This is a genomic window from Paracoccus sp. IB05 (assembly GCF_016405985.1).
Lineage (GTDB): Bacteria > Pseudomonadota > Alphaproteobacteria > Rhodobacterales > Rhodobacteraceae > Pseudogemmobacter.
In genome coordinates this window covers 1-19,456 of record NZ_JAEFCF010000048.1, presented here as the reverse complement: position 1 = coordinate 19,456, position 19,456 = coordinate 1, and the positions used below count along the sequence as shown (strand labels likewise).

At 61.2% G+C, this 19,456-nt stretch carries 18 protein-coding genes and 2 pseudogenes; 13 read left to right on the top strand and 7 right to left on the bottom strand.

Annotation, left to right across the window (positions count from 1 at the left end; translation table 11 throughout):
- Positions 1-343: 343 nt before the first annotated feature.
- Entirely contained in the window at positions 344-901 is a 558-nt protein-coding gene (locus tag JC607_RS22200) for a GNAT family N-acetyltransferase (protein WP_198838923.1), read from the bottom strand.
- Positions 902-1,167: 266 nt separating this feature from the next.
- Here JC607_RS22200 and JC607_RS22195 point away from each other — a divergent pair, with 266 nt between their 5' ends.
- Positions 1,168-2,400: an anion transporter gene (locus tag JC607_RS22195; protein WP_198838922.1), complete on the top strand. Its 1,233-nt coding sequence runs from the start codon at positions 1,168-1,170 to the stop codon at positions 2,398-2,400.
- Between the two features lie 47 nt (positions 2,401-2,447).
- Here JC607_RS22195 and JC607_RS25595 read toward each other — a convergent pair whose 3' ends face one another.
- The 3 genes from JC607_RS25595 to JC607_RS22180 form a co-directional block, all read right to left on the bottom strand.
- Positions 2,448-2,687 carry an MliC family protein gene (locus JC607_RS25595; RefSeq protein WP_255532641.1) on the bottom strand — a complete coding sequence of 80 codons (240 nt, stop codon included), beginning with the start codon at positions 2,685-2,687 and terminating at the stop codon, positions 2,448-2,450.
- A gap of 199 nt (positions 2,688-2,886) precedes the next feature.
- Entirely contained in the window at positions 2,887-3,255 is a 369-nt protein-coding gene (locus tag JC607_RS22185) for a DUF1801 domain-containing protein (protein ID WP_198838921.1), read from the bottom strand.
- A gap of 22 nt (positions 3,256-3,277) precedes the next feature.
- Positions 3,278-4,045, bottom strand: a complete 768-nt coding sequence (locus JC607_RS22180; protein WP_198838920.1) for a phosphatase PAP2 family protein — start codon at positions 4,043-4,045, stop codon at positions 3,278-3,280.
- 187 nt (positions 4,046-4,232) lie between these two features.
- Here JC607_RS22180 and JC607_RS22175 point away from each other — a divergent pair, with 187 nt between their 5' ends.
- The 5 genes and pseudogenes from JC607_RS22175 (at position 4,233) to JC607_RS22160 (ending at position 7,611) form a co-directional block, all read left to right on the top strand.
- Positions 4,233-4,925 carry a response regulator transcription factor gene (locus JC607_RS22175; RefSeq protein WP_198838919.1) on the top strand — a complete coding sequence of 231 codons (693 nt, stop codon included), beginning with the start codon at positions 4,233-4,235 and terminating at the stop codon, positions 4,923-4,925.
- Positions 4,922-6,106 (top strand): ATP-binding protein, encoded by a 1,185-nt coding sequence (locus tag JC607_RS22170; RefSeq protein ID WP_198838918.1) that lies wholly within the window; start codon positions 4,922-4,924, stop codon positions 6,104-6,106. Before JC607_RS22175 ends, JC607_RS22170 begins: the two co-directional genes overlap by 4 nt.
- 94 nt (positions 6,107-6,200) lie before the next feature.
- Positions 6,201-6,376: pseudogene (locus JC607_RS22165) on the top strand (transposase); the annotation flags it as partial.
- Positions 6,377-6,456: 80 nt separating this feature from the next.
- Positions 6,457-6,774 (top strand): annotated as a pseudogene (locus JC607_RS25590) (IS110 family transposase); the annotation flags it as partial.
- A 228-nt stretch (positions 6,775-7,002) separates the two neighbouring features.
- Entirely contained in the window at positions 7,003-7,611 is a 609-nt protein-coding gene (locus JC607_RS22160; RefSeq protein WP_233093083.1) for a hypothetical protein, read from the top strand.
- Between the two features lie 69 nt (positions 7,612-7,680).
- Here the strand turns inward: JC607_RS22160 and JC607_RS22155 are convergent, their stop codons facing one another.
- Complete coding sequence (locus tag JC607_RS22155; protein ID WP_198838939.1) at positions 7,681-7,875, bottom strand: DUF1127 domain-containing protein; 195 nt, start codon at positions 7,873-7,875, stop codon at positions 7,681-7,683.
- 373 nt (positions 7,876-8,248) lie between these two features.
- Positions 8,249-9,127 carry a LysR family transcriptional regulator gene (locus JC607_RS22150; protein ID WP_198838917.1) on the bottom strand — a complete coding sequence of 293 codons (879 nt, stop codon included), beginning with the start codon at positions 9,125-9,127 and terminating at the stop codon, positions 8,249-8,251.
- Positions 9,128-9,220: 93 nt separating this feature from the next.
- Between JC607_RS22150 and speB the strand changes: the two genes are divergently transcribed.
- From speB to JC607_RS22115, 7 genes are all read left to right on the top strand, one after another.
- Entirely contained in the window at positions 9,221-10,195 is a 975-nt protein-coding gene (speB, locus tag JC607_RS22145) for an agmatinase (RefSeq protein WP_198838916.1), read from the top strand.
- A 121-nt stretch (positions 10,196-10,316) separates the two neighbouring features.
- The gene (locus tag JC607_RS22140; RefSeq protein WP_198838915.1) at positions 10,317-11,696 is read left to right on the top strand and encodes a hypothetical protein; all 1,380 of its coding nucleotides are present in this window, start codon (positions 10,317-10,319) and stop codon (positions 11,694-11,696) included.
- A 123-nt stretch (positions 11,697-11,819) separates the two neighbouring features.
- A complete protein-coding gene (locus tag JC607_RS22135; RefSeq protein WP_370584919.1) occupies positions 11,820-12,227 on the top strand; it encodes a nuclear transport factor 2 family protein in 408 nt (135 codons plus the stop codon).
- Position 12,228: 1 nt separating this feature from the next.
- Positions 12,229-13,620 carry an FAD-binding oxidoreductase gene (locus tag JC607_RS22130; RefSeq protein ID WP_198838914.1) on the top strand — a complete coding sequence of 464 codons (1,392 nt, stop codon included), beginning with the start codon at positions 12,229-12,231 and terminating at the stop codon, positions 13,618-13,620.
- Between the two features lie 12 nt (positions 13,621-13,632).
- A complete protein-coding gene (gene xsc / locus JC607_RS22125) occupies positions 13,633-15,414 on the top strand; it encodes a sulfoacetaldehyde acetyltransferase (RefSeq protein WP_198838913.1) in 1,782 nt (593 codons plus the stop codon).
- Between the two features lie 97 nt (positions 15,415-15,511).
- Positions 15,512-16,525: a YeiH family protein gene (locus tag JC607_RS22120; RefSeq protein ID WP_198838912.1), complete on the top strand. Its 1,014-nt coding sequence runs from the start codon at positions 15,512-15,514 to the stop codon at positions 16,523-16,525.
- Positions 16,526-16,535: 10 nt separating this feature from the next.
- Entirely contained in the window at positions 16,536-17,537 is a 1,002-nt protein-coding gene (locus tag JC607_RS22115; protein WP_198838911.1) for a phosphate acetyltransferase, read from the top strand.
- A 471-nt stretch (positions 17,538-18,008) separates the two neighbouring features.
- Here JC607_RS22115 and JC607_RS22110 read toward each other — a convergent pair whose 3' ends face one another.
- Positions 18,009-19,454, bottom strand: coding sequence for a short-chain fatty acyl-CoA regulator family protein (locus JC607_RS22110; RefSeq protein ID WP_198838910.1), 1,446 nt, complete (start codon positions 19,452-19,454; stop codon positions 18,009-18,011).
- Between the last annotated feature and the right edge of the window lie 2 nt (positions 19,455-19,456).

The window sequence follows — 19,456 nt, the reverse complement described above, 5'->3', positions numbered from 1 at the left end:
GTTCCTTCAGGTGTGGGCTTTGCCTCCCATCGTGGCAGATTTTTCCGGCGCAGGCGATGCGCAGGATGCCCCTTAGCCGGTCAGGAATTCGGGCTCCTCCGTGCTGAAGAATTCGCGCATGATCGGGTTGGGGTTTCTGCCATGTATGCGAAACAGCCCGCATTGTGCGATGGCTGACCTGGCCTGGCTGGCCGCTGATCCAGTCGTCGATCAGCCAGCCGGCCCAGGGGCCAAGCGTTGCGCAGACTAAAATCTCGGCGGGCGGTTAAACCGGGTCTCGGGCGGGGATGTCTGGACCCTGCTTCCTGTTCTGAGGTGGAATGACCGGCTCCTCTCGCTCAGTTCAGCGGCTGTGCGCTGCGGTCCCGCCCGCGATCCATTCCCGCTGCAGGATCGCGTATTGCATCGTGTTCTCGTAGACCGGGTTTCCGGCCTCGTCTTTGGTGAAGGACACGAATTCGAGAAACACACCCTCGCGGCGCATGCCCAGCTTTTCGCAAAGTCGCTGCGAGGGGAGGTTGTGGTCTTCAACATAGGCGTAAAGGCGGCGGAAGCCTTTTGCGAGGAACAGATGATCGAAGAAGGCGCGCGCCGCCTCGAAAGCATAGCCGCGCCCGCCAAATGCAGGGTTGAGGTTCCAGCCGACCGAGGCGGTCTCGTCTTCCTCATCCGGAGTGGCGCCGCCAAAGAGGCCGCCGATAACCTGGCCGGACTCTTTCAGGCAGATCGCAAGCGCGCTCTCATCGCCGGCGCGCTTTTGTACATCCGCCTCCGCCGCCGCCATATCGGGAAGCGCCATCGACAGGAAACAACTCGCAGTCGGGGCCTTGAGATAGGCGAAGAGGCCCGCGGCATCGCCGGGCTGAAAGGGGCGCAGGATCAGGCGTTCGGTTTCAATCATCTGGAGTTCCGTTCCCGGGATGGCATCCGGTAGAAAGGCTGCGGCAAAGAGGGCTGGAAGCCAAAGATGCGCGGAGGCGCAGAGGGCACCATGTTTCCCGGGCAGTGACTTCCCGCGCCATATAAATACAGATGTATCGTTTTCAATGGCGGTGGTGAAGACGCGCAGAACGGGGCAGGCGCCTTCGTGCAGGCTGGAGGCGGCGCCTGTGATAGCCTATGGAGCACTGCGATGCAGATCATCGCGCTGTGCAGTCGGATCAGGCTATGGACGGATTTGCTCTCAATCCCACGCAGATTATTGCGATTGTGATTTTCACCCTCACCTATGCGGTGATCGCCATTGGGCGGATGCCCTTCCTCAGGGTGGACAGGACAGGGGCGGCGCTGATCGGGGCGGCCTTTATGATCGGCTGCGGGGTGCTGACACCGGAAGAAGCTTATCAGGCGGTTGATCTCGACACGATCACGCTGTTGCTGGGGATGATGATCGTCGTCGCCAACCTGCGGATCTCGGGGTTTTTCAGCCTGGTGACGGGGTGGGCGGTCGGGCGGATGCATCATCCGGTCCTGCTGCTGGCGGCGGTGGTGGTGACAACGGGTGTGCTCTCGGCCTTTCTGGTCAATGATGCGATCTGCCTGATCATGACGCCTGTGGTGATCGCGGTGACGCGGACGCTTGGGCGCAACCCTGTGCCCTATCTGATCGCGGTGGCGGTCTCGTCGAATGTCGGATCGGTTGCCACCATCACCGGTAACCCGCAGAATATGATTATCGGCAACCTTTCGGGGCTGAGCTATACCGGCTTTGCCACGACGCTGGCGCCAGTGGCCGCGCTTGGGCTGCTGGCGGCGATCCTGCTGATCACCGTCCTCAACCCTGGCGAATATCTGACGCGGGCGCGGCTGGCGACTGTCACCCTGCCGGTCAGGTTTCACCGCTGGATGGTGGTGAAATCGGGGCTTGTCTGCCTTGGGATGATTGCGCTTTTCTTCAGCGGCCAGCCGGTTGCGAAAGTCGCGATCTGTGCGGCGGCGCTTTTGATGCTGACCCGCCGGGTCGAGCCGCGCAAGATCTATGCCGAGATCGACGGCAAGCTTTTGTTGATGTTTGCGGGGCTGTTCATCGTGGTGCGGGGGCTGGAACATGCCGTGCTGACCGGCGATCTGCTCGCCGCGGCAGGGCGTTTCGATCTGAGCAATACCCCCACGCTGACCGGGCTGACTGCGGTGCTGTCAAACCTTGTCAGCAATGTCCCGGCAGTTCTGGTGCTCAAACCCTTTGTTGAACAGCTTCACGACCCGCAATCGGCCTGGATCGTGGTTGCCATGGCTTCGACCCTTGCGGGGAATTTCACGCTGCTGGGATCGGTGGCCAATCTGATCGTCGCGGAACATGCGGCGCGCGATAGTATCCGCATCGGCTTTGGCGCCTATTTTCGCATTGGTGCGCCGCTGACGCTGGTCACGCTGGGGATCGGGCTCTGGGTGTTGTCTTAAGGGGCGGCAGGCTTGAAGTGCGGCGGGTCGGCACCGCCCTTTCGCGGTCATTCGGCCGCGAGGAAATCCTTCGAGACGCAGTCTTTCAGGCTGCCTTCCTCAAGCTCGTTTTCCAGCGTCGCGTTTGCGCCCTTTGACAACCAGATATACTGGCCCGAGGCATAGCGCGCGCCCGAGCCGGAAACCACATTGGCGAAGCTGCGGGTCTCACCATCAATGGGCAGGATCGCCAGCGTATTGGCACCGGCATTGACATATTGCGCGGTGAAAGGCGCCCCCCGGCGCAGCTGTAGCTGGCGGTGGCGATCGTGCTGGTCGCGCCGGTTTCCAGCGGGATCGAGAGCGAGACCTCGGCCTGTGCCGACGCGGCGGAGAGGGTCAGGGCGAGGGTGGGGATAATGAAGCGGAACATGTAACCTCCTGATACTGAAACCAGATTACAGCGTCTGGGCCCGGTGCGGCAAATCACATTCGGCGGCGGGCCGATCAGTCTTCGGGCTGCGCGCCCGCATCTGCGGCAAGGCGGGCCGCGTTGATCCAGCGTTCCAGGTGTTTCGCGTCGATATCGGCCCCGGTCTCAAGCCGGATATGGCGGCGCAGCCTGCCTTTGCCGAGGAGCTGGTTCTCAGGATCGGCGAGCCTCGCGCCTTCGCTGAATTCAACGGTGACATGGGCCTGAAAGGCGAAAACGCCGCAGAAATTCGCGCGGCTGGCAAAGAGGATGCCGCCATATCTGAAACTCTCGCTCACCGAGGGGCCGGATGCCAGCGCGATATCCCTCACGCGCCGGACGATGGGGAACAGCGCGCCATGGCTCAGCCGCAGGTCGTCGAGATACTGGCCGATCCGGTGCATGATGCCCCCATTGCGCGCGGCCTTATCTGCGCTGCATCGCGCGGACCGGCGTTCTTGTGATGAACCCGTCGATATGCTGCGCCCGGGCCGCTGTCCATTGCCAGATCCAGACCGTTGCCAGCAGGGTCAGCAACCAGCCCAGCGTGACGTCCGAGAGGAAATGCGCCCCGAACATCACCCGGTTGAAGGCAATTGCAATCAGCGCCGGGGTCACGATCATCGCCGCCAGCCTCTGCCAGGTGACCGGCACGAAGACCAGCAGGGAAAGCGCGGCTGCCGCTGCCGCTGCTTCTCCGGATGCGAAAGAGCAGTTGCGGCTGCATTCGCCGGCAAATTGCCAGACCGGCGTGAATTCGGCCGAGCCGCCGAATTCCAGCAGATCGCGCGGGCGGGCACGGCCGATCAGCGGTTTCAGCGCCTCGACAATCATCTGGCCCGAGACGAAGCTGAGGATCACGAAAAGCGCCTTATGCGGCGCGCCGACCCGCAGCCGCCCGGCAGAAATCGCTTGAAACGTCAGGATCAGCACCATGATGCACATCGCGATATAGGGGCCTTTCAGCCCAACCTGGCGCAACCCCGCCAGGAAGGGGTGACCGGCGAGGACAAAATCCTGCCCATCCGCGAACCAGCGTGTGACCGCCAGATCCGCCGCCGGAAAGATCATGAAGAAGAAGCTGATCGCGATGGTCAGCCGCGCCAGGATTGTCAGCCCTGTGGTTTTCCGGCTTTGCGATGCGGGCGCGAAACGGGCGGTGGCAGGCAGCGTGCTGGCAGGGGGGCGTGGCATAGAGGTCTCTTGTCTTTGTCGTTCCCCCGTCAGTTCCGACCCGATTGTCAAGAAATGGCGAAGAAGCGATCAAGGACTTATCCGGGTCAGGTAAACGGACTGTCACGCTGCTGTCCGGCCCATTGTCCGGGCGGTAGCAAGGCCTTACGATGCCCCGGCAAACAGGCGCAGGAGGGGCAGGAGAGGGATGGAGAACAGTCTTGTCCTCATCGTCGAAGACGAGCCCGCCATCGCGCGCATCCTTGACGCCTATCTTTTGCGCGAGGGGTTTCGCACCGTCCAGGCCTCGGATGGCGAGACGGCTTTGCAGCATCATGCGGTGCTGAAACCCGATCTGGTGCTGCTGGATGCCGGTATCCCCAGGCTCGACGGTTTCGCGGTGCTCGCGCGGCTGCGCCAGTCCGGCTCGACCCCGGTGATCATGGTGACGGCACTTGCCGATGATATCGACCGGCTGAGCGGGCTGCATCTTGGCGCCGATGACTACATCGTAAAACCCTTCAACCCCCAGGAAGTTGTCGCCCGGGTCAAAGCGGTGCTGCGCCGCAGCCTTGGCGAGCAGAAAGGCGCGGCGCGGCGCTTTCGCGGCCTTGAGGTTGATTTTGACAGCTACGCAGCCTTTGTCCTCAAGGACGGCCAGCGCCAGCCGCTGACCCTGACCCTGAGCGAGTTCCGCATCCTCGCCCATATGATCCGCCACCCGACCCAGGTCTTTGCCCGCGCCGATATCCTTGACGCCTGCATGCCCGAAAGCGATGCGCTGGCGCGGACGGTGGACACCCATGTCTCGAACCTGAGGCGCAAGCTTGAAGAGATGGGCGAGACCGGCTTTCTGCCGGCGGTGCGTGGCATCGGCTATCGCCTGGCAGACCCGCAATGACGCTGCGCCGGATCCGTGCGCTGCCGCTTGCCACGCTGACGGCGGCGGCGATTGTGACCATGCTGCTGCTGAGTGTCGGCATGGCCTATATCGGGGTGACCTGGTATTCGGCCTATCTCGAAGAAAACAACAATAACAGCCTGCCCCCCGAGGCGGCAGAGGCCTACCGGCTGGTGAATGAAGGGCTTGTTCCCGACGCCGAAGGCCTCAGGATCGTGGTGGAGCACCTGAATGCGCTCTCGGCCCCGACCGATTTCAAGGTTCAGATTGCCACCCTGGTCATAGGCATCGTCTCGGCGCTCCTCTCCGCCCTGATCGGCGTCTGGCTGGCGCGGCGGATCGCCCGACCCCTCGAAGAGCTGACGATGGCGGCTGAGGTCCTGAAATCCGGAGATTTCTCGGCCCGCGTGGCGGCACCGCCCGGCACCACGCGAGAGGTGACGAGCCTTGTCCAGACCTTCAATGCGCTGGCGACCAGCCTTGAGAACATGGAAAACCGCCTGCGGTTCAACAATATGTCCGTAGCGCATGAGCTGCGCACGCCGCTGACCGTTTTGCAGGGCGCGCTGCAGGGGATGATCGACGGCGTCTTCCCGATGGACCGCAGGATCATCGCCGATCTTCTGCTGCAGGTCGAAGGACTTGGGCGGATCGTCGAAGACCTGCGGACGCTCTCGCTTGCGATCGGGCAGAAACTGGTGATGCAGCGCGAGGAGCTTGATGTCGCGGTCGAGGTGGCGGCAGTGCTTTCTGCGGCGAAACCGATGCTGGAGGCAGGCGGGCTGGTGCCGGAGACCGATCTGCGCCCGGCCCTGATTGCCGCCGATCCGGCCCGCATCCGCCAGGCTGTACTGGCGCTCTTGCAAAACGCTGCCCGCTACGCCTCCACGGGCGGCGTGCTGCGCTGCGAGACCGAAGCGCAACCCGATGGTCATGTCACGATCCGCGTGCTGGATCGCGGCCCCGGTTTCCCCGAGGATATGCAGGCGGTGGCGGTCAATCCTTTCTGGCGCGGCGATGCGTCGAGATCGCGCGAGACCGGCGGCACGGGCCTCGGGCTTTCGGTGGTGCAAGCGATTGCGGCGGCACATGGTGGCCGTCTGGATATCGCGAACCGTGAAGGCGGCGGCGCGGCAGTCACCCTCCATCTGCGGCCCGTGGCAGTGCCGCCCATTGGGTGAAATGAGCGGCACTGGCTGGTGAGCATCGGCGTTGTTGCAGAAGTCCTCGTCGGGCAGGACTCACATAGCGAATCCATGTGGTTAGAGGTTTGTCATGACCCGTCCTGATCCTTGCCGCTACTGACGACGAAGTGGAAGTCCTTAAATGACGCTCTGAGTCGTCGCGAGTCACTGCTGGTCTGGCTTGACAGGGACATGGTGTGGCTGGCGCCGAAGGCGGGTCGAAATGGCCGGCCACCAGTGTTCAGTGATGCCGTGATCGAGTGCTGTTGGGGTGGGAACCCCCGCCCGACGGCATCGCAATGTGCCGGGGTGGGGATGTTGGACTCGCCACATTGGAGGGGGTGTCCATGGAAGAGATTAACGTAGTCGGTGTGGATTTGGCCAAGAACGTTTTCCAGATCCACGCTGCGAATGCGGAGGGACGAGCCATCGTTGGAAAACGCCCTCCGCGAACGCGCTTCATGGCGTTTAAGTCCACACTTCCGCTGTGCGTTGTGGCTATGGAGGCCTGCGCCACATCGCACCATTGGGCACGGGAGTTGCAGCCGCTCGGTCATGACGTCCGCCGGATCCCACCGATTTATGTCAAGCCATTCGTCAAGCGGCAGAAGGATGACGCGAATGATGCAGAAGCCATTGTCGAGACCGCGATGAGACCGTCGATGCCTGGCACGCGTCATGGCATCTCGCGTTTGCCTGATGTGGAGGGCGACAAGCCGAAGTGGTCGAAGTTCAAAGGCTATCCCAGAGGGTTCTTCCACATCGCCATCGCCGGGGTGAAGACCGCTCACGTATGAGGAGGATCAGAAAACGCTCCAGTAATAAACAGGATCAGTATTCGATCCGGGGGATCGAATACCCTGCGAATACGCTTTCCAGACGAGGGGCTATATTTGCTCGTCGGCATCGACCGCAGGAACAAATTGGCCGTGACTCAGCCCATCGACAAGGCCGACAGCAAGACAGTCTGGGAATTCCGGTCGCACATGCTCGCAGCCGTGCCCTGTCAAGTCCATACTATTTTCGCCGACAATGGAATCCAGCTCGCGGAGCAGCCATGGAACCGGAACACTATCTGCTCCGGTCCGATGCGCTTCGACATGATCTGCGAGATCCAGACACGGTTGCGCCACCGGTTCGAGAAACCGTGGCGAGGCGGGATCGAACACAGGCTGACCAAACCCAATCCCCCCTCGACCAATGGCCAGGCCGAAAGGATGAACCGCACGATCAGGGAGGTCACAGTCAAGCGCTTCCATTACGACAGATACGGCCAGCTGCGAGCTCATCTGACGGACTTCATGGCGGCTAATAACTTCGCGCAGGCTAAAGACGCTCGGCGGTCTCACGCGCTGCAAATACATCTGCACGTCTGGACATCAGAGCCTGAAAGATCCATCCTAAACCCGATCCTCCAGATGCCGGTATTGAACACCTGGGGCCCAGGCGACCGCTTGCTGTGCGATGAGGAATGCCGATTGCTGTGTATGATGGCCCAGTGACAGCTGAAAAGACAAAAGCCGTGAGCGGCGAGACTCACGGCTTTCTCAATAGGCAAACGGGGCAGTGGGTCAGCGGCCGATCAGCGCGATCTCGCCCCGGTGCAGACCGATATCCGCCAGTTCCCGATCGCTCAGTACGCTCAGCGCTTTGCGGGTCACCCGCAGCTCATTCCAGGCTTTTAACCCCGCGATCATCCGCGAAAGAACCGAGGAATGCTGCGGAGCGGCATGAGCGGTCGGGCGGGTCAGGGTGATGGCAGTCATGGCCGTATTTCTCTTTTCTGAAAGCAAATCGAAGCGGCATTCGCTTCGGTTGACGATCAAATAGTAGGCCACATGCGAAGTTTCCAGCCGCAGTGCAGCATTCCCGCGTTGCAGGCCCTGCATACCGGCAGAGGGGAGGTCCCTGCATCAGATTTGTGCAGGTGTGGCCGCATTTGTTTCTGCCGGGGTTCGTTGCTGCCCTAGTGCACACGAAGATCCCGGCGCTGACAACAGATCACGCTCTGCTGCTGGTGCAGCGATCCTTGATCAGTGGAAGGACCTGGGGCAACATGCAGGTTAAGCATGTTCCAAAGGTGGCATGGCGGCGCAACTAAATCAGCGCCCTGGTAAAGGCACGAGTGGTCGCGGTGGCTCAGCCCAGTTCCCTGAGGAACGAGTGGACGAGCTTACTGTCCTTACGATCCGAACGGGAAATCGCGCAAAAACGGATGTGATAGCTGAATACTTCAGGCAGAAGCTCGCGCAGCTGGCCCTGTTCGAGCCACTTCGACGCGAAATGATCCGGAAGAAACCCCAGATAACTGCCCGTCATGACGAGCATGGCGATGCCTTCGATCGAGTTCGTGCTGTTCACGATCCGGAGCGTGTCTGCATGAAGCCCAAGCTGGCCGTTCAGCAGATAATCGGGGGCCGCAACCTCTGCTGAAAAGATGTCTTCCCGGCTGCAATCCGTCTCAAAAAGAGGATGGCCCGGGCTGCAATAGAGGGACATCTTCTCTTCATGCAACTCCTGGTAGGTCAGGTCGACGACGCGTCGGTGTGTGGGCAGGAAACCTATATGTGCCAGTCCATTAAGGACGTGGGACTGGACACCGGACGGGGGCAGAACGCTGAGTTCGATCCTTACATTGGGCGCCCGCAGCTTGTAGCGCGTAATGTATTCTGAGATCCGGTTGTTGCGATCCGAGAGCGTGCTTTCGGTGATCGCAAGCCGCAACTCTCCGGCCATGCCCTGGCGATAGGTGCCGATGCTTTCCGAGAACAGATCCATCTCGCTCAGCAGTCGCTGCGTCGCCTTCATCACGAATTCACCATCCGCCTCAAGCACGAAGCCGCCGCGCCCCCTTTGGCACAGCATCATACCGGTTCTTGCCTCCAGGTCGGACATTGCCCGGCTGACGACAGCTTCACTGACCCCAAGAGCGGTCGAGGCCGCAGCGAAACTGCGGCCGATGACAACCTGGTGGAAGATCCTGAGCAACCGGATGTCGCTATAGGCCAGCCTGAACATTGCTTACCCAAAACGCAAGTGAGTGACGTAAACCTTGCATTAAAGTGATCGCATTCCTTTGGCAAGGTTTCCGAACCGGGAGCCGGAGAAAAAATGCCAAATCAGAAATCACATCATCAACCTCTCTCATCCGATATTGTGCCCAGATATGCCGGGATCGCGACGTTCATGCGTCTTCCACAGATTGTGCTGGATGCTATCAAAGATCTTGATATCGGCATTGTCGGAATTCCATGGGACAGCGGAACGACAAATCGACCCGGCGCACGCCACGGGCCAAGACAGGTCAGGGATTTATCAGCGCTCATGCGCCGATATCATCCGGAGCTTGATATCAGCCCCTATGAGATTGCCAATTGTGCTGATCTGGGGGACGCGCCTGTTAATCCTCTTGAGATCGTTCCGGCATTGGATGCCCTTACGGATCATTATCGCACGATAACCCGTCATGGAGTTGCTCCCTTGTCTGTGGGCGGCGATCACCTGGTGACATTGCCCGTGTTGAGGGCCCTGGCCGAGCGTCATGGACCCCTGGGGATGATCCAGTTTGATGCACATTCCGATCTTTGGGACGTGTATTTCAATGGCAGCAAATATGCGCATGGAACACCGTTCCGTCGGGCGATTGAAGAAGGAATCCTTGATCCTCACCGGTTGGTCCAGATTGGACTCAGGGGCGGGCTCTACAGCTCTGATGACAATGCCTGGGGGGTGGAACAAGGCGTTCATCAATTCCCCATCAACACGGTTTTCGAGTGTGGTATCGAAGCCGTAATGGCGGACGCCAGAAGGATCGTCGGGGCCGGAAAGACCTATGTCACCTTTGATATCGACTGTCTTGATCCGGCTTTCGCGCCTGGAACCGGAACGCCGGAAGTTGGTGGCTTCACCACCTATCAGGCTCAGAAAATGTTGCGCAGCCTCAGAGGGTTGAACCTGATCGGGGCGGATGTGGTCGAAGTCTCGCCTCCTTTTGATCCCGGCGGATCCACCGCCCTGGCCGGGGCAACGATGCTTTTTGAATTGCTCTGCCTTCTCGCAGAGCGCTGTTCCAAAGGCAAGGCCTGATCTCTGCATAAAAAACCCGGCCGCAGTCCATTCGCAGGCCGGGATAAAATAAAAAATAAAAAACAGAGTCTTCGGGACTTTCAATTCCTATGGCTCTGAAATCACAACAGAGGAGAAGTCTATGACTATAGACGTTATCATCGTCATCGCCTATCTGGCCATGATGATTCTTTGTGGTGTTATCGCCATGAAGCGCCTTAAAGGCACGCAAGACTATCTGATCGCGGACAAAAACCTTCCGATGTGGGTGTTCTTCCCCTGCCTCGCCGCTGTTATCCTCGGCGGGGGGTCGACATTCGGATCGGCGTCCCAGGCCTATCAACACGGGATTTCCGGGGCATGGATCACCTTCATGTTCGGACTTGGGGTGGTGACAGTCGGCGTGCTGTTTGCAGGAAAAATCTCTAAGCTTGAGATTTTCACCCTCAGCGAATTGCTGCAACGTCGCTACAAGCATGGCGCTGGCTGGATCAGTGCGGTTGTATCGACAGTATATGCGGTGCTGATTGCGGTGGTCCAGATTATCGCACTGGGTGCGATAATCAAATCTCTTATCGGCTGGGATCTGAGTTACGGAATCCTTGCCGGTGGCATCGTGACGGTCGTTTATACAATGATCGGCGGCATGGTTGCGATTACCATCACCGATTTCATTCAGTTCATACTCATGACAATCGGTATAGCGCTTCTGCTGATATTTGGCGTCAATGCTGCGGGTGGCGTTCACGCTGTCACCATGGCCGTGCCGCCCGAATTCCTGACACTGACCAATATCAGCGGCACACGCCTTCTGACCCTGTTTCTGTCGTTCTTTCTTGGCATCATGATTGGTCAGGACATCTGGCAGCGCATTCTCACCGCCAGAAATCAGCGGGTCGCGCGGGTCGGGTCTGTCTATGCCGGGCTCTATTCGATTGCCTGGGGCGTCGCGATGGGCATCTGCGGGGTGCTGGCCTTCATCTTGCTGCCCAATCTCGACTCGCCTCAGGACGCGCTTCCGGCGCTGGTCGTCGAGGTCATGCCGGTCGGGCTGAGCGGTATCGTTCTCGCGGCCCTGATGTCGGCGCTGATGTCTACTGTCAGTGCGGCGGTGCTTGCCTCGGCGACGCTGGTCACCAATGACATTCTGAAGCCGGTCTTCAATTTCAGCAGCGAGACAGAACTCAGTGTGTCCCGCATCATCACGGCGCTGACCGGGGGCATCGTCATTTTGCTGTCGATCTGCATCGGTGATGTCTTTGTGGCGCTTGATACCGCCTATGCCTATCTTTCCGGCTGCCTTTTCGCACCGATCATGGCCGCGCTTTTCTGGCCGAAAGCCACGTGGCAGGGCGCGATTTCGTCGATGGTCATCAGCGGGATCGTCGTGACTGCGGGCCTGATGATCTACGGGTCCTCTGCGATGGAGCCGATCATGTATGGCATGCTTTCCAGTGCCGTCGTCCTGGTGATTGTCAGCCTGCTGAAGCCCGAAGAAAGCGATACTTCGGTCCGGACGTAACCACGCCTTGGCCGGTCCGCCGGGCGCACCCCCGTCCGGCGCACACAAACCCTAAGACAATGTGAATGACTGCCGGAGGGCCGGGCGGATGCGGCCGCCTTCCGGATCAGAAAGGAATGATCCATGACACTGAACCAAAGGCTGAGCGCCGATGATCTCAAGGCGACATTCGATGCTTTCAACCGGCACGATATCCGGGGCGTAATGACCCATTTCGCCGATGACTGCGCATTCTTTACGGTTGCCGGCGAGAACGAATATGGCAACCTTATCAGCGGTAAAGAAGCGATTGCGGCCGCATTCGTGGCAGTCTGGACTGCGATGCCTGACGCCCAATGGGCCGACCATTCGCACTTCCTTTCCGAAGACGGCACCCGTGGCGTCAGCCAGTGGACCTTCCGGGCGACAAATCCCGACGGAACAGGGATCGCGGTTCAGGGCGCCGACATTTTTCGCATCCGTGACGGGCAGATCATCGAAAAGCAGGCGATCCGCAAGCAACGCCCTGCCGTTCCGGCGGGTCAGGCCTGAAATGACTGTCCGCGAGATTTCGGGGCGCGCCGTTCCCTTTGACCCGTTTTACGATCCGATGACCGCGCGCGGGCTTGGCCCGGGCAGCAATTACGCGCCGACCTATTGGATAGGCACCGCCGGCACCGCACCCGAAGGGGACGGTCCTGTCACCCGCGCCATGGATGTGGATGTGGCGGTTATCGGCTCGGGCTATACCGGGCTTTCCACCGCCATTCACCTCGCCCGCGAGCACGGCATCAAAGCCACTGTGCTTGAGGCGAACGGCGTGGCCTATGGGTGCTCGACCCGAAACGGCGGCCAGGCGCAGATCAGCGCCGGCCGGCTGAAGCGCAGCCAGTGGGTGAAACGCTGGGGCCTTGATGTCGCGCGTGGCATGCATGGCGAAATGGTCGAGGCCTTCGCGCTGTTCCGCAGTCTGCTTGCAGACCATAACATCCAGTGTGACCCGCAGGACGGCGGCCATTACTTTATCGCACATAAAGAACGCATCATGCCGTCGCTGATCAGCGAGGCGGCCTTGTTGCGCGATGCCTTCGGCTATGATGCCCGCATCCTGACACGCGACGAGCTGTTTGCCACAGCGGTCCGGGACCAGGAAGCGCATGGCGCAATGTGGGAGCCGGACGGCATCGCGATACATGCGGCGAAACTGGCCTTTGAATATCTGCGTGTGGCACGCGAACTCGGCGCAACCGTGCATCCTGACAGCCCGGTTCAGGGATGGTCCGTCAAAGACGGCGTGCATCATCTGCAAACGCCGGGCGGCGTGGTCCGCGCCCGCAGGGTTGCGGTCGCAACAGCGGGTTATGCTGCGCGAAACCTGCAGGGGCGGCTGCGCGACCGGCTGATGCCTGTCATGTCGAACAGTATCGTGACGCGGGTTCTGGACAGATCCGAGCTGGAGGCCGTCGGCATCCGGAAGATGTCGCCCCTGACGGATACCCGCACGCTGCGCCATTACTACCGGCTCTTGCCCGACAACCGCCTGCAGATCGGATCACGTGCCGCGATCACCGGGGCTGATGCCGCCAATCCGGCCCATCTGGGCGCGCTTCGCGAAAGCCTTGCGCGCAAGTTCCCGGCCCTGCGCGGCATTGACCTTGATTACAGCTGGTGGGGCTGGGTGGATGTCAGCCATGATATGATGCCAAGGATCACTGGCGTGCCGGATGTGCCGGGCATGTTCTACGCGCTCGGCTATGGCGGCAATGGCGTGATGTATTCGGCCATGGCCGGGCGCAGACTGGCGCAGTTGGTTGCCGGACAGACCGTTCCCGACCTGCCGATCTTCAATTCGGAATTGCGCCATGAGGGCTGGAAGACGCCGTTCAGGCGGCTCGGTCAGCGCGGCCTTTATCATCTCTATCACTATCGCGACGAGCGGAAATAGAAAGGAATTGTCATGCGGATGACGACGGAAGAAGCCTTTGTAAAGGTTCTGCAAATGCATGGGATCGAACATGCATTCGGTATTATCGGCTCGGCCATGATGCCGGTCTCGGACCTGTTTCCCAAAGCCGGGATCACCTTCTGGGACTGCGCCCATGAAACCAATGCAGGCCTGATGGCGGACGGGTTCACGCGCTCGACCGGCAAGATGTCGATGTCCATCGCGCAGAACGGGCCGGGCGTCACCGGCTTTGTGACGCCGGTCAAGACGGCCTATTGGAACCACACACCGCTGTTGCTGGTCACCCCGCAGGCGGCGAACAAGACGATCGGCCAGGGCGGCTTCCAGGAGATGGAGCAGATGCGCCTCTTTTCCGATTGCGTCTGCTATCAGGAGGAAGTCCGGGATCCGAGCCGCATCCCCGAGGTCCTGAACCGCGTCATCATGCAGGCCTGGCGCAACAGCGCACCGGCCCAGGTGAACATCCCCCGCGATATGTGGACACAGGTGATTGATGTCGACCTGCCGCAGGTGGTGGCATTTGAACGCCCCGCCGGCGGCGAAGCGGCGGTGAAAGAGGCTGCCCGGCTGCTCTCGGCAGCCAGCTTTCCGGTGATCCTTTCCGGGGCGGGTGTGGTGCTCTCGGGGGCAATCCCGGATCTGATCCGGCTTGCAGAGCGTCTGGACGCGCCGGTTTCGTCGAATTACCAGCACAATGACAGCTTTCCCGGCTCGCATCCGCTGGCGCTTGGCCCCCTGGGCTATAATGGCTCCAAGGCCGCGATGGAGTTGATCCGCCAGGCTGATGTCGTGCTTGCGCTTGGCACAAGGCTCAACCCGTTCTCGACATTGCCGGGCTATGGCATCGATTACTGGCCGAAAGATGCAAAGATCATTCAGGTCGATATCAATGCCGACCGCATCGGGCTGACGAAAAAGGTCACGGTCGGAATCCAGGGCGACGCGACCCTGGTCGCGCGCAGTATTCTCGCACAGCTTGCCGAGGGGGCGGGTGATGCAGGCCGCGCGGATCGCAGGGCGCTGGTGGCACATACGCGGTCACGCTGGGCGCAGGAATTGTCGAGCCTGGATCACGAAGACGACGATCCCGGCACCGAATGGAATGCAGGCGCCCGCCAGCGTGACGCGGATCTGATGAGCCCGCGTCAGGCCTGGCGCGCGATCATGCAAGCTGTACCGGCGGATGCGATCATCAGCTCGGATATCGGGAACAACTGCGCCATCGGCAACGCCTATCCCACCTTCGAGGCAGGTCGGAAATACCTTGCACCCGGATTGTTTGGCCCCTGCGGCTATGGCTTCCCGGCGATCCTGGGTGCCAAAGTCGGCAATCCCGGCACGCCGGTGATCGGTTTCGCGGGCGACGGCGCCTTCGGCATCTCGATGAACGAGATGACGGCCTGCGGTCGGGAGGACTGGCCTGCGATCACAATGGTGATCTTCCGCAACTACCAGTGGGGCGCGGAAAAGCGCAACACGACGCTGTGGTACGACAACAACTTCGTCGGGACAGAGCTGGATCGTGACACCAGCTACGCCGCCATCGCCCGAGCCTGTGGTGCCGAAGGGGTGCAGGTCCGCAGCCAGTCAGAGCTGACGGCGGCCCTGCATGACGCGGTCGAGCGGCAGATGAAGCACCGGATGACCACTTTCATCGAGGTGCTGCTCAACCAGGAGCTTGGCGAACCCTTCCGCCGCGATGCGATGAAGAAACCCGTCGCAGTGGCCGGGATCGACCCCGCCGATATGCGCCCGCAACGCGGCGCCGTCTGACCCCGGAATATCAGGCTCAGGCCTTTTGATGACATGGCCACCGGCGCGATCACCACGCGCCGGCAGCTTTTCTGCACGCAATCGAAAGACGATACGCATGATAACGCCTGGCATAGTGCGCCGGAGGATTTCAGAGCTTTTCCCCGGATTTGCGGTTTCGGTTCTGGTCGCGGTGACGGCGCAGTTCCTGTCGGATCACTACGGCGCCCCGGCGATGCTGATGGCGCTTTTGCTGGGCCTTTCGCTGAACTTTCTCGCGGATCCGGGGACCCGCACGGAACCCGGAATTGCGGTGACCGCCCGGACCGTGCTGCGGCTTGGGGTGGCGCTTCTGGGGGCCCGGATCAGCTTTGAGATGCTCGCAGGCCTTGGTGCCCAGGCCATCGGCCTCGTGATCGCAGGCGTGGTCATGACGCTTCTGTTCGGGCTTGGTGCCGCGCGCCTTTTGCGTCGTGACTGGCGGTTCGGGCTTTTGACGGGCGGTTCGGTTGCCATCTGTGGTGCCTCGGCGGCAATGGCGATCTCGGCCGTCCTGCCGAAGAGTGAGTCGAACGAACGCGACCTTGCCTTCACCGTGCTGTCGGTGACGGTTCTGTCGACCGCCGCCATGGTGTTCTACCCGATGCTGTCCGAATTTTTCGGCTTTACCGTGCGCGACAGCGGGGTGTTTCTGGGCGGCACAATCCATGATGTCGCCCAGGTGGTCGGCGCCGGATTCTCGATCGGACCCGAAACCGGAGAGACGGCAACCCTCGTCAAGCTGATCCGCGTTTCGATGCTTGCGCCGGTGGTGCTGTGCTTTTCACTGGCAATCCGGGTCAAAGGCCTTGGCTGCACCGAGGGCGGCAAAAGACCGCCCCTGCTGCCCGGGTTCGTCCTTGGCTTTCTGATCCTCGCGACGCTGAATTCCCTCGGTCTTGTGCCTGCCATGCTGGCCGACTGGGCCGGCGCGCTCAGTCGTTGGGCGCTTTTGATTGCCATCGCCGCTGTCGGCATCAAGACCTCGCTCATGCGGATGATGAGCGTCGGAGGCGTCGCAATCGGCCTGATCGTGGCCGAAACCCTCTTCCTCGGTGTCTTCGTCGTCGCCGGCATCCATTTCCTGACCTGAGGAGACTGCAATGAAACCGTTAGATCGGATCCTGGCCGCCGCCCGCGCCAATCCGCGCCACATCATCCTGCCGGAAGGAGAAGATCCCCGTATCGCCGAGGCCGCCCGGCGCCTGAGCGATCAGGGTCTGGCGCGTATCAGCCTGATGAATGGCCCCGATATCGCCGGCGTTCATGGGCTTTGCCCCGCCGAAGACCCCGACCTGCCCCTGCTGGCCGATCATTGGCACAGGATGCGGGCGTCAAAGGGCATGACCGCCGAACGGGCAGTCGTCGAAATGCGCGACCCCCTGCGCCAGGCGGCGATGCGGGTGCGGCTCGGCATGGCTGATGGCACCGTCGGAGGCGCTGTAGCCACCACCGCCGATACCGTGCGTACCGCACTTCAGGTGATCGGTATGGCACCGGGCGCCGGCATCGTCAGCAGCTTTTTCCTGATGCTGTCCTGCGGGCCTGACGCCCCGATGAAAGGCGGCGTCATCTTTGCGGATTGCGGGCTTGTTGTTGACCCCGACGCCGGAAAGCTCGCGTCCATTGCCCGGTCGGCCGCACAGTCCTGCCAGCAGTTACTGGCAGAGCCGCCGCGCATCGCCTTGCTTTCGTTTTCGACGGCAGGGTCGGCAGATCACCCGATTATCGACAAGGTCCGCGAGGCCCGCGCGATCATCAAAGCCGCAGAACCCGATCTGGAGGTCGATGGTGAACTGCAGTTTGATGCCGCCCTGGATGAGGCGATCCGGATGAAGAAAGCCCCTTTGAGCAGCCTGTCCGGTCGCCCGAATGTCTTTGTTTTCCCTGACCTTTCATCAGGAAACATCGGGTACAAGATTGCGCAGCGTCTTGGGGGCCTTACTGCCATCGGACCCATACTTCAGGGGCTGGCAAGGCCGGCAAATGATCTGTCACGTGGCTGCTCGGTCGACGATGTGATTGCGGCGGTTGCTGTAACAGCAGCGCAGGCAAAAGCGAGCGAGGATGGCGGCGCGACAGCGCCTGAGCCTGAATGCGGCTGAAACTGGTTTTACACGCTTTAGCCACTTTCCTCCGTTTGGCGCTTGTGGCCGCGCCCACCGGGCAATGTCTCTTAGCTTCGGGGGAAGCTGGCAGCAGCGCTTCATAGATGAGCATCAGCAGGATCAGTCTGATCCGTGGGATCGGACACCCGATGAACCTGTCTTCCTGATGACTGACCGGTGTTGATGGACTTACCCAGGCTCATTCGACCGTGTGCTCACTTCGATGATCACCGTCTTCGGAACGGCCGTCTCGTGCAGCAATCGGGGCAGCACATCTCATATAAATGTCGCGCTAAAACGGATAGCGCTACGCCTGTGGTACTCCACCGCTTCCGGAGCGTATTAGGCCAGATGTCCGCGTAGGGCGTCGATCGCCTGTGTCCGCTGCCGGATCAGCAATTGAGGCATGCAGAATAACATCGCCGTCTCTTGCGTCTGGGCATATTGCCAGCACGAACCGGCGGCATGTCACTCCTCGCCGAAGCGAAAGATGGCGAGGCTGCGTTCACGCTCATTCACCGCCAGCCTGCGGTTTATCGGTGCATGGGCACGGGCGGCGCAGTCGCGCCGTTCGCAAAGATAGCAGTTCAGCCCGATCTCAACCGGTTTCGATCTGACAAGGTCGATTCCATCCGCATAGATCAGGCGCGGCGCATAGGCGGTGTCGCAGCCAAGCCCGATCGCAAGCCGCTGCGCCGGTTGCCCCTGCATGCCGCCCGCGCGGGTCACGGTGCGCGCAACCGAAACATAACTCGCGCCCTCGGGCATGCGGATCAGCTGCGTCTGTACCTGATCGGGCGTCTCGAAAGCGCCGTGGATGTTCCAGAGCGGGCAGGTGCCGCCGAAGCGCGAGAAGGGGAACCGCCCCGCCGAGAAGCGTTTCGAGATATTCCCGGCGCGGTCCACCCGCACGAAGAAGAACGGGATACCCCGCGCGCCCTCGCGTTGCAGCGTCGACATGCGATGCGCCGTCTGCTCGAAACTGGTGCCAAAGCGGTGGGACAACAGTTCGACGTCATAGCGCGTTGTTTCGCAGGCGCCGAGGAAACGCGCATAGGGCATCACCAGGGCTGCGGCGAAGTAATTGGCAAGGCTGACGCGCATCAGGGTGAAAGCCGGCGGATCCGTCAGCCCGGCCTCATCAACGAGCCGCGCGATCAGTGGTTCCTGCTCCAGCCGCGCAAGAAGCACTCCGATCTGAAACCGCCGGCTTGACTGACGCAAAAGCTCGGACAGCATCAGCTCCTTGCGATGCAGGTCAAATCGCCTGAGCTGGCCTCCCATCACATCGGCGGGCAGAATACGGGTGCGGATGTGATGTGCCGCAAGCCTTGCCGAAAGCGCGACATGCGGCTCGCTGCGGTGCAGCTGCAGCTCCGCCGCCAGCGCCTCGGCGGCGCGGTCCAGTGGATCGACATGATTCCCGCGCGCATAGAACCAGGCCCGGACCGCCTCGACCGGGCGCGAGCTTTCGGAAAGCGCCTCGACCTTGTCACGGTCGGTCAGCGGGTTGTCATCCGCCATCGGGCGCAAAACGGTCTCGCGGTAGCGGTCATGCAGGTGAAGGAATGCGCGTGCCAGCCGGGGCGATGCCTGAAGGATCGCCTCGATCTCGACCTTCGGGATCTGCCCGGCCTGAAGGAGTGGATCTTTCAGCGCCGCATTGAAATCTGCGGCCAGCTGCGCGTCACTGGACGGGGCGAGTTCCGAGATATTCAGATCGTAGATTGCCGCGAGTTTCATCAGAAACTGCGCCGAAGCCGGACGCTGATCGGCCTCGATCAGGGTGATGTAGCTTGCCGAAACGCTAAGCTCGGTCGCCATCTGCGCCTGGGTCAGCCCAAGCGATTGCCGCAGCACTTTCAGACGCTGCCCGATGATCAGCTTTTCGCCCCGTTTGCCCTCGCCTGCCATGT

Coding starts and splice junctions, on each gene's coding strand:
- JC607_RS22200 (WP_198838923.1), bottom strand. CDS start 901: ATGATTGAAACCGAACGCCTGATCCTGCGCCCCTTTCAGCCCGGCGAT.
- JC607_RS22170 (WP_198838918.1), top strand. CDS start 4,922: ATGACGCTGCGCCGGATCCGTGCGCTGCCGCTTGCCACGCTGACGGCG.
- JC607_RS22130 (WP_198838914.1), top strand. CDS start 12,229: ATGACTGTCCGCGAGATTTCGGGGCGCGCCGTTCCCTTTGACCCGTTT.
- JC607_RS22155 (WP_198838939.1), bottom strand. CDS start 7,875: ATGACTGCCATCACCCTGACCCGCCCGACCGCTCATGCCGCTCCGCAG.
- JC607_RS22180 (WP_198838920.1), bottom strand. CDS start 4,045: ATGCCACGCCCCCCTGCCAGCACGCTGCCTGCCACCGCCCGTTTCGCG.
- JC607_RS22115 (WP_198838911.1), top strand. CDS start 16,536: ATGAAACCGTTAGATCGGATCCTGGCCGCCGCCCGCGCCAATCCGCGC.
- JC607_RS22110 (WP_198838910.1), bottom strand. CDS start 19,454: ATGGCAGGCGAGGGCAAACGGGGCGAAAAGCTGATCATCGGGCAGCGT.
- JC607_RS22120 (WP_198838912.1), top strand. CDS start 15,512: ATGATAACGCCTGGCATAGTGCGCCGGAGGATTTCAGAGCTTTTCCCC.
- JC607_RS22140 (WP_198838915.1), top strand. CDS start 10,317: ATGACTATAGACGTTATCATCGTCATCGCCTATCTGGCCATGATGATT.
- JC607_RS22195 (WP_198838922.1), top strand. CDS start 1,168: ATGGACGGATTTGCTCTCAATCCCACGCAGATTATTGCGATTGTGATT.
- JC607_RS22175 (WP_198838919.1), top strand. CDS start 4,233: ATGGAGAACAGTCTTGTCCTCATCGTCGAAGACGAGCCCGCCATCGCG.
- JC607_RS22185 (WP_198838921.1), bottom strand. CDS start 3,255: ATGCACCGGATCGGCCAGTATCTCGACGACCTGCGGCTGAGCCATGGC.
- speB (WP_198838916.1), top strand. CDS start 9,221: ATGCCAAATCAGAAATCACATCATCAACCTCTCTCATCCGATATTGTG.
- xsc (WP_198838913.1), top strand. CDS start 13,633: ATGCGGATGACGACGGAAGAAGCCTTTGTAAAGGTTCTGCAAATGCAT.
- JC607_RS22135 (WP_370584919.1), top strand. CDS start 11,820: ATGACACTGAACCAAAGGCTGAGCGCCGATGATCTCAAGGCGACATTC.
- JC607_RS22150 (WP_198838917.1), bottom strand. CDS start 9,127: ATGTTCAGGCTGGCCTATAGCGACATCCGGTTGCTCAGGATCTTCCAC.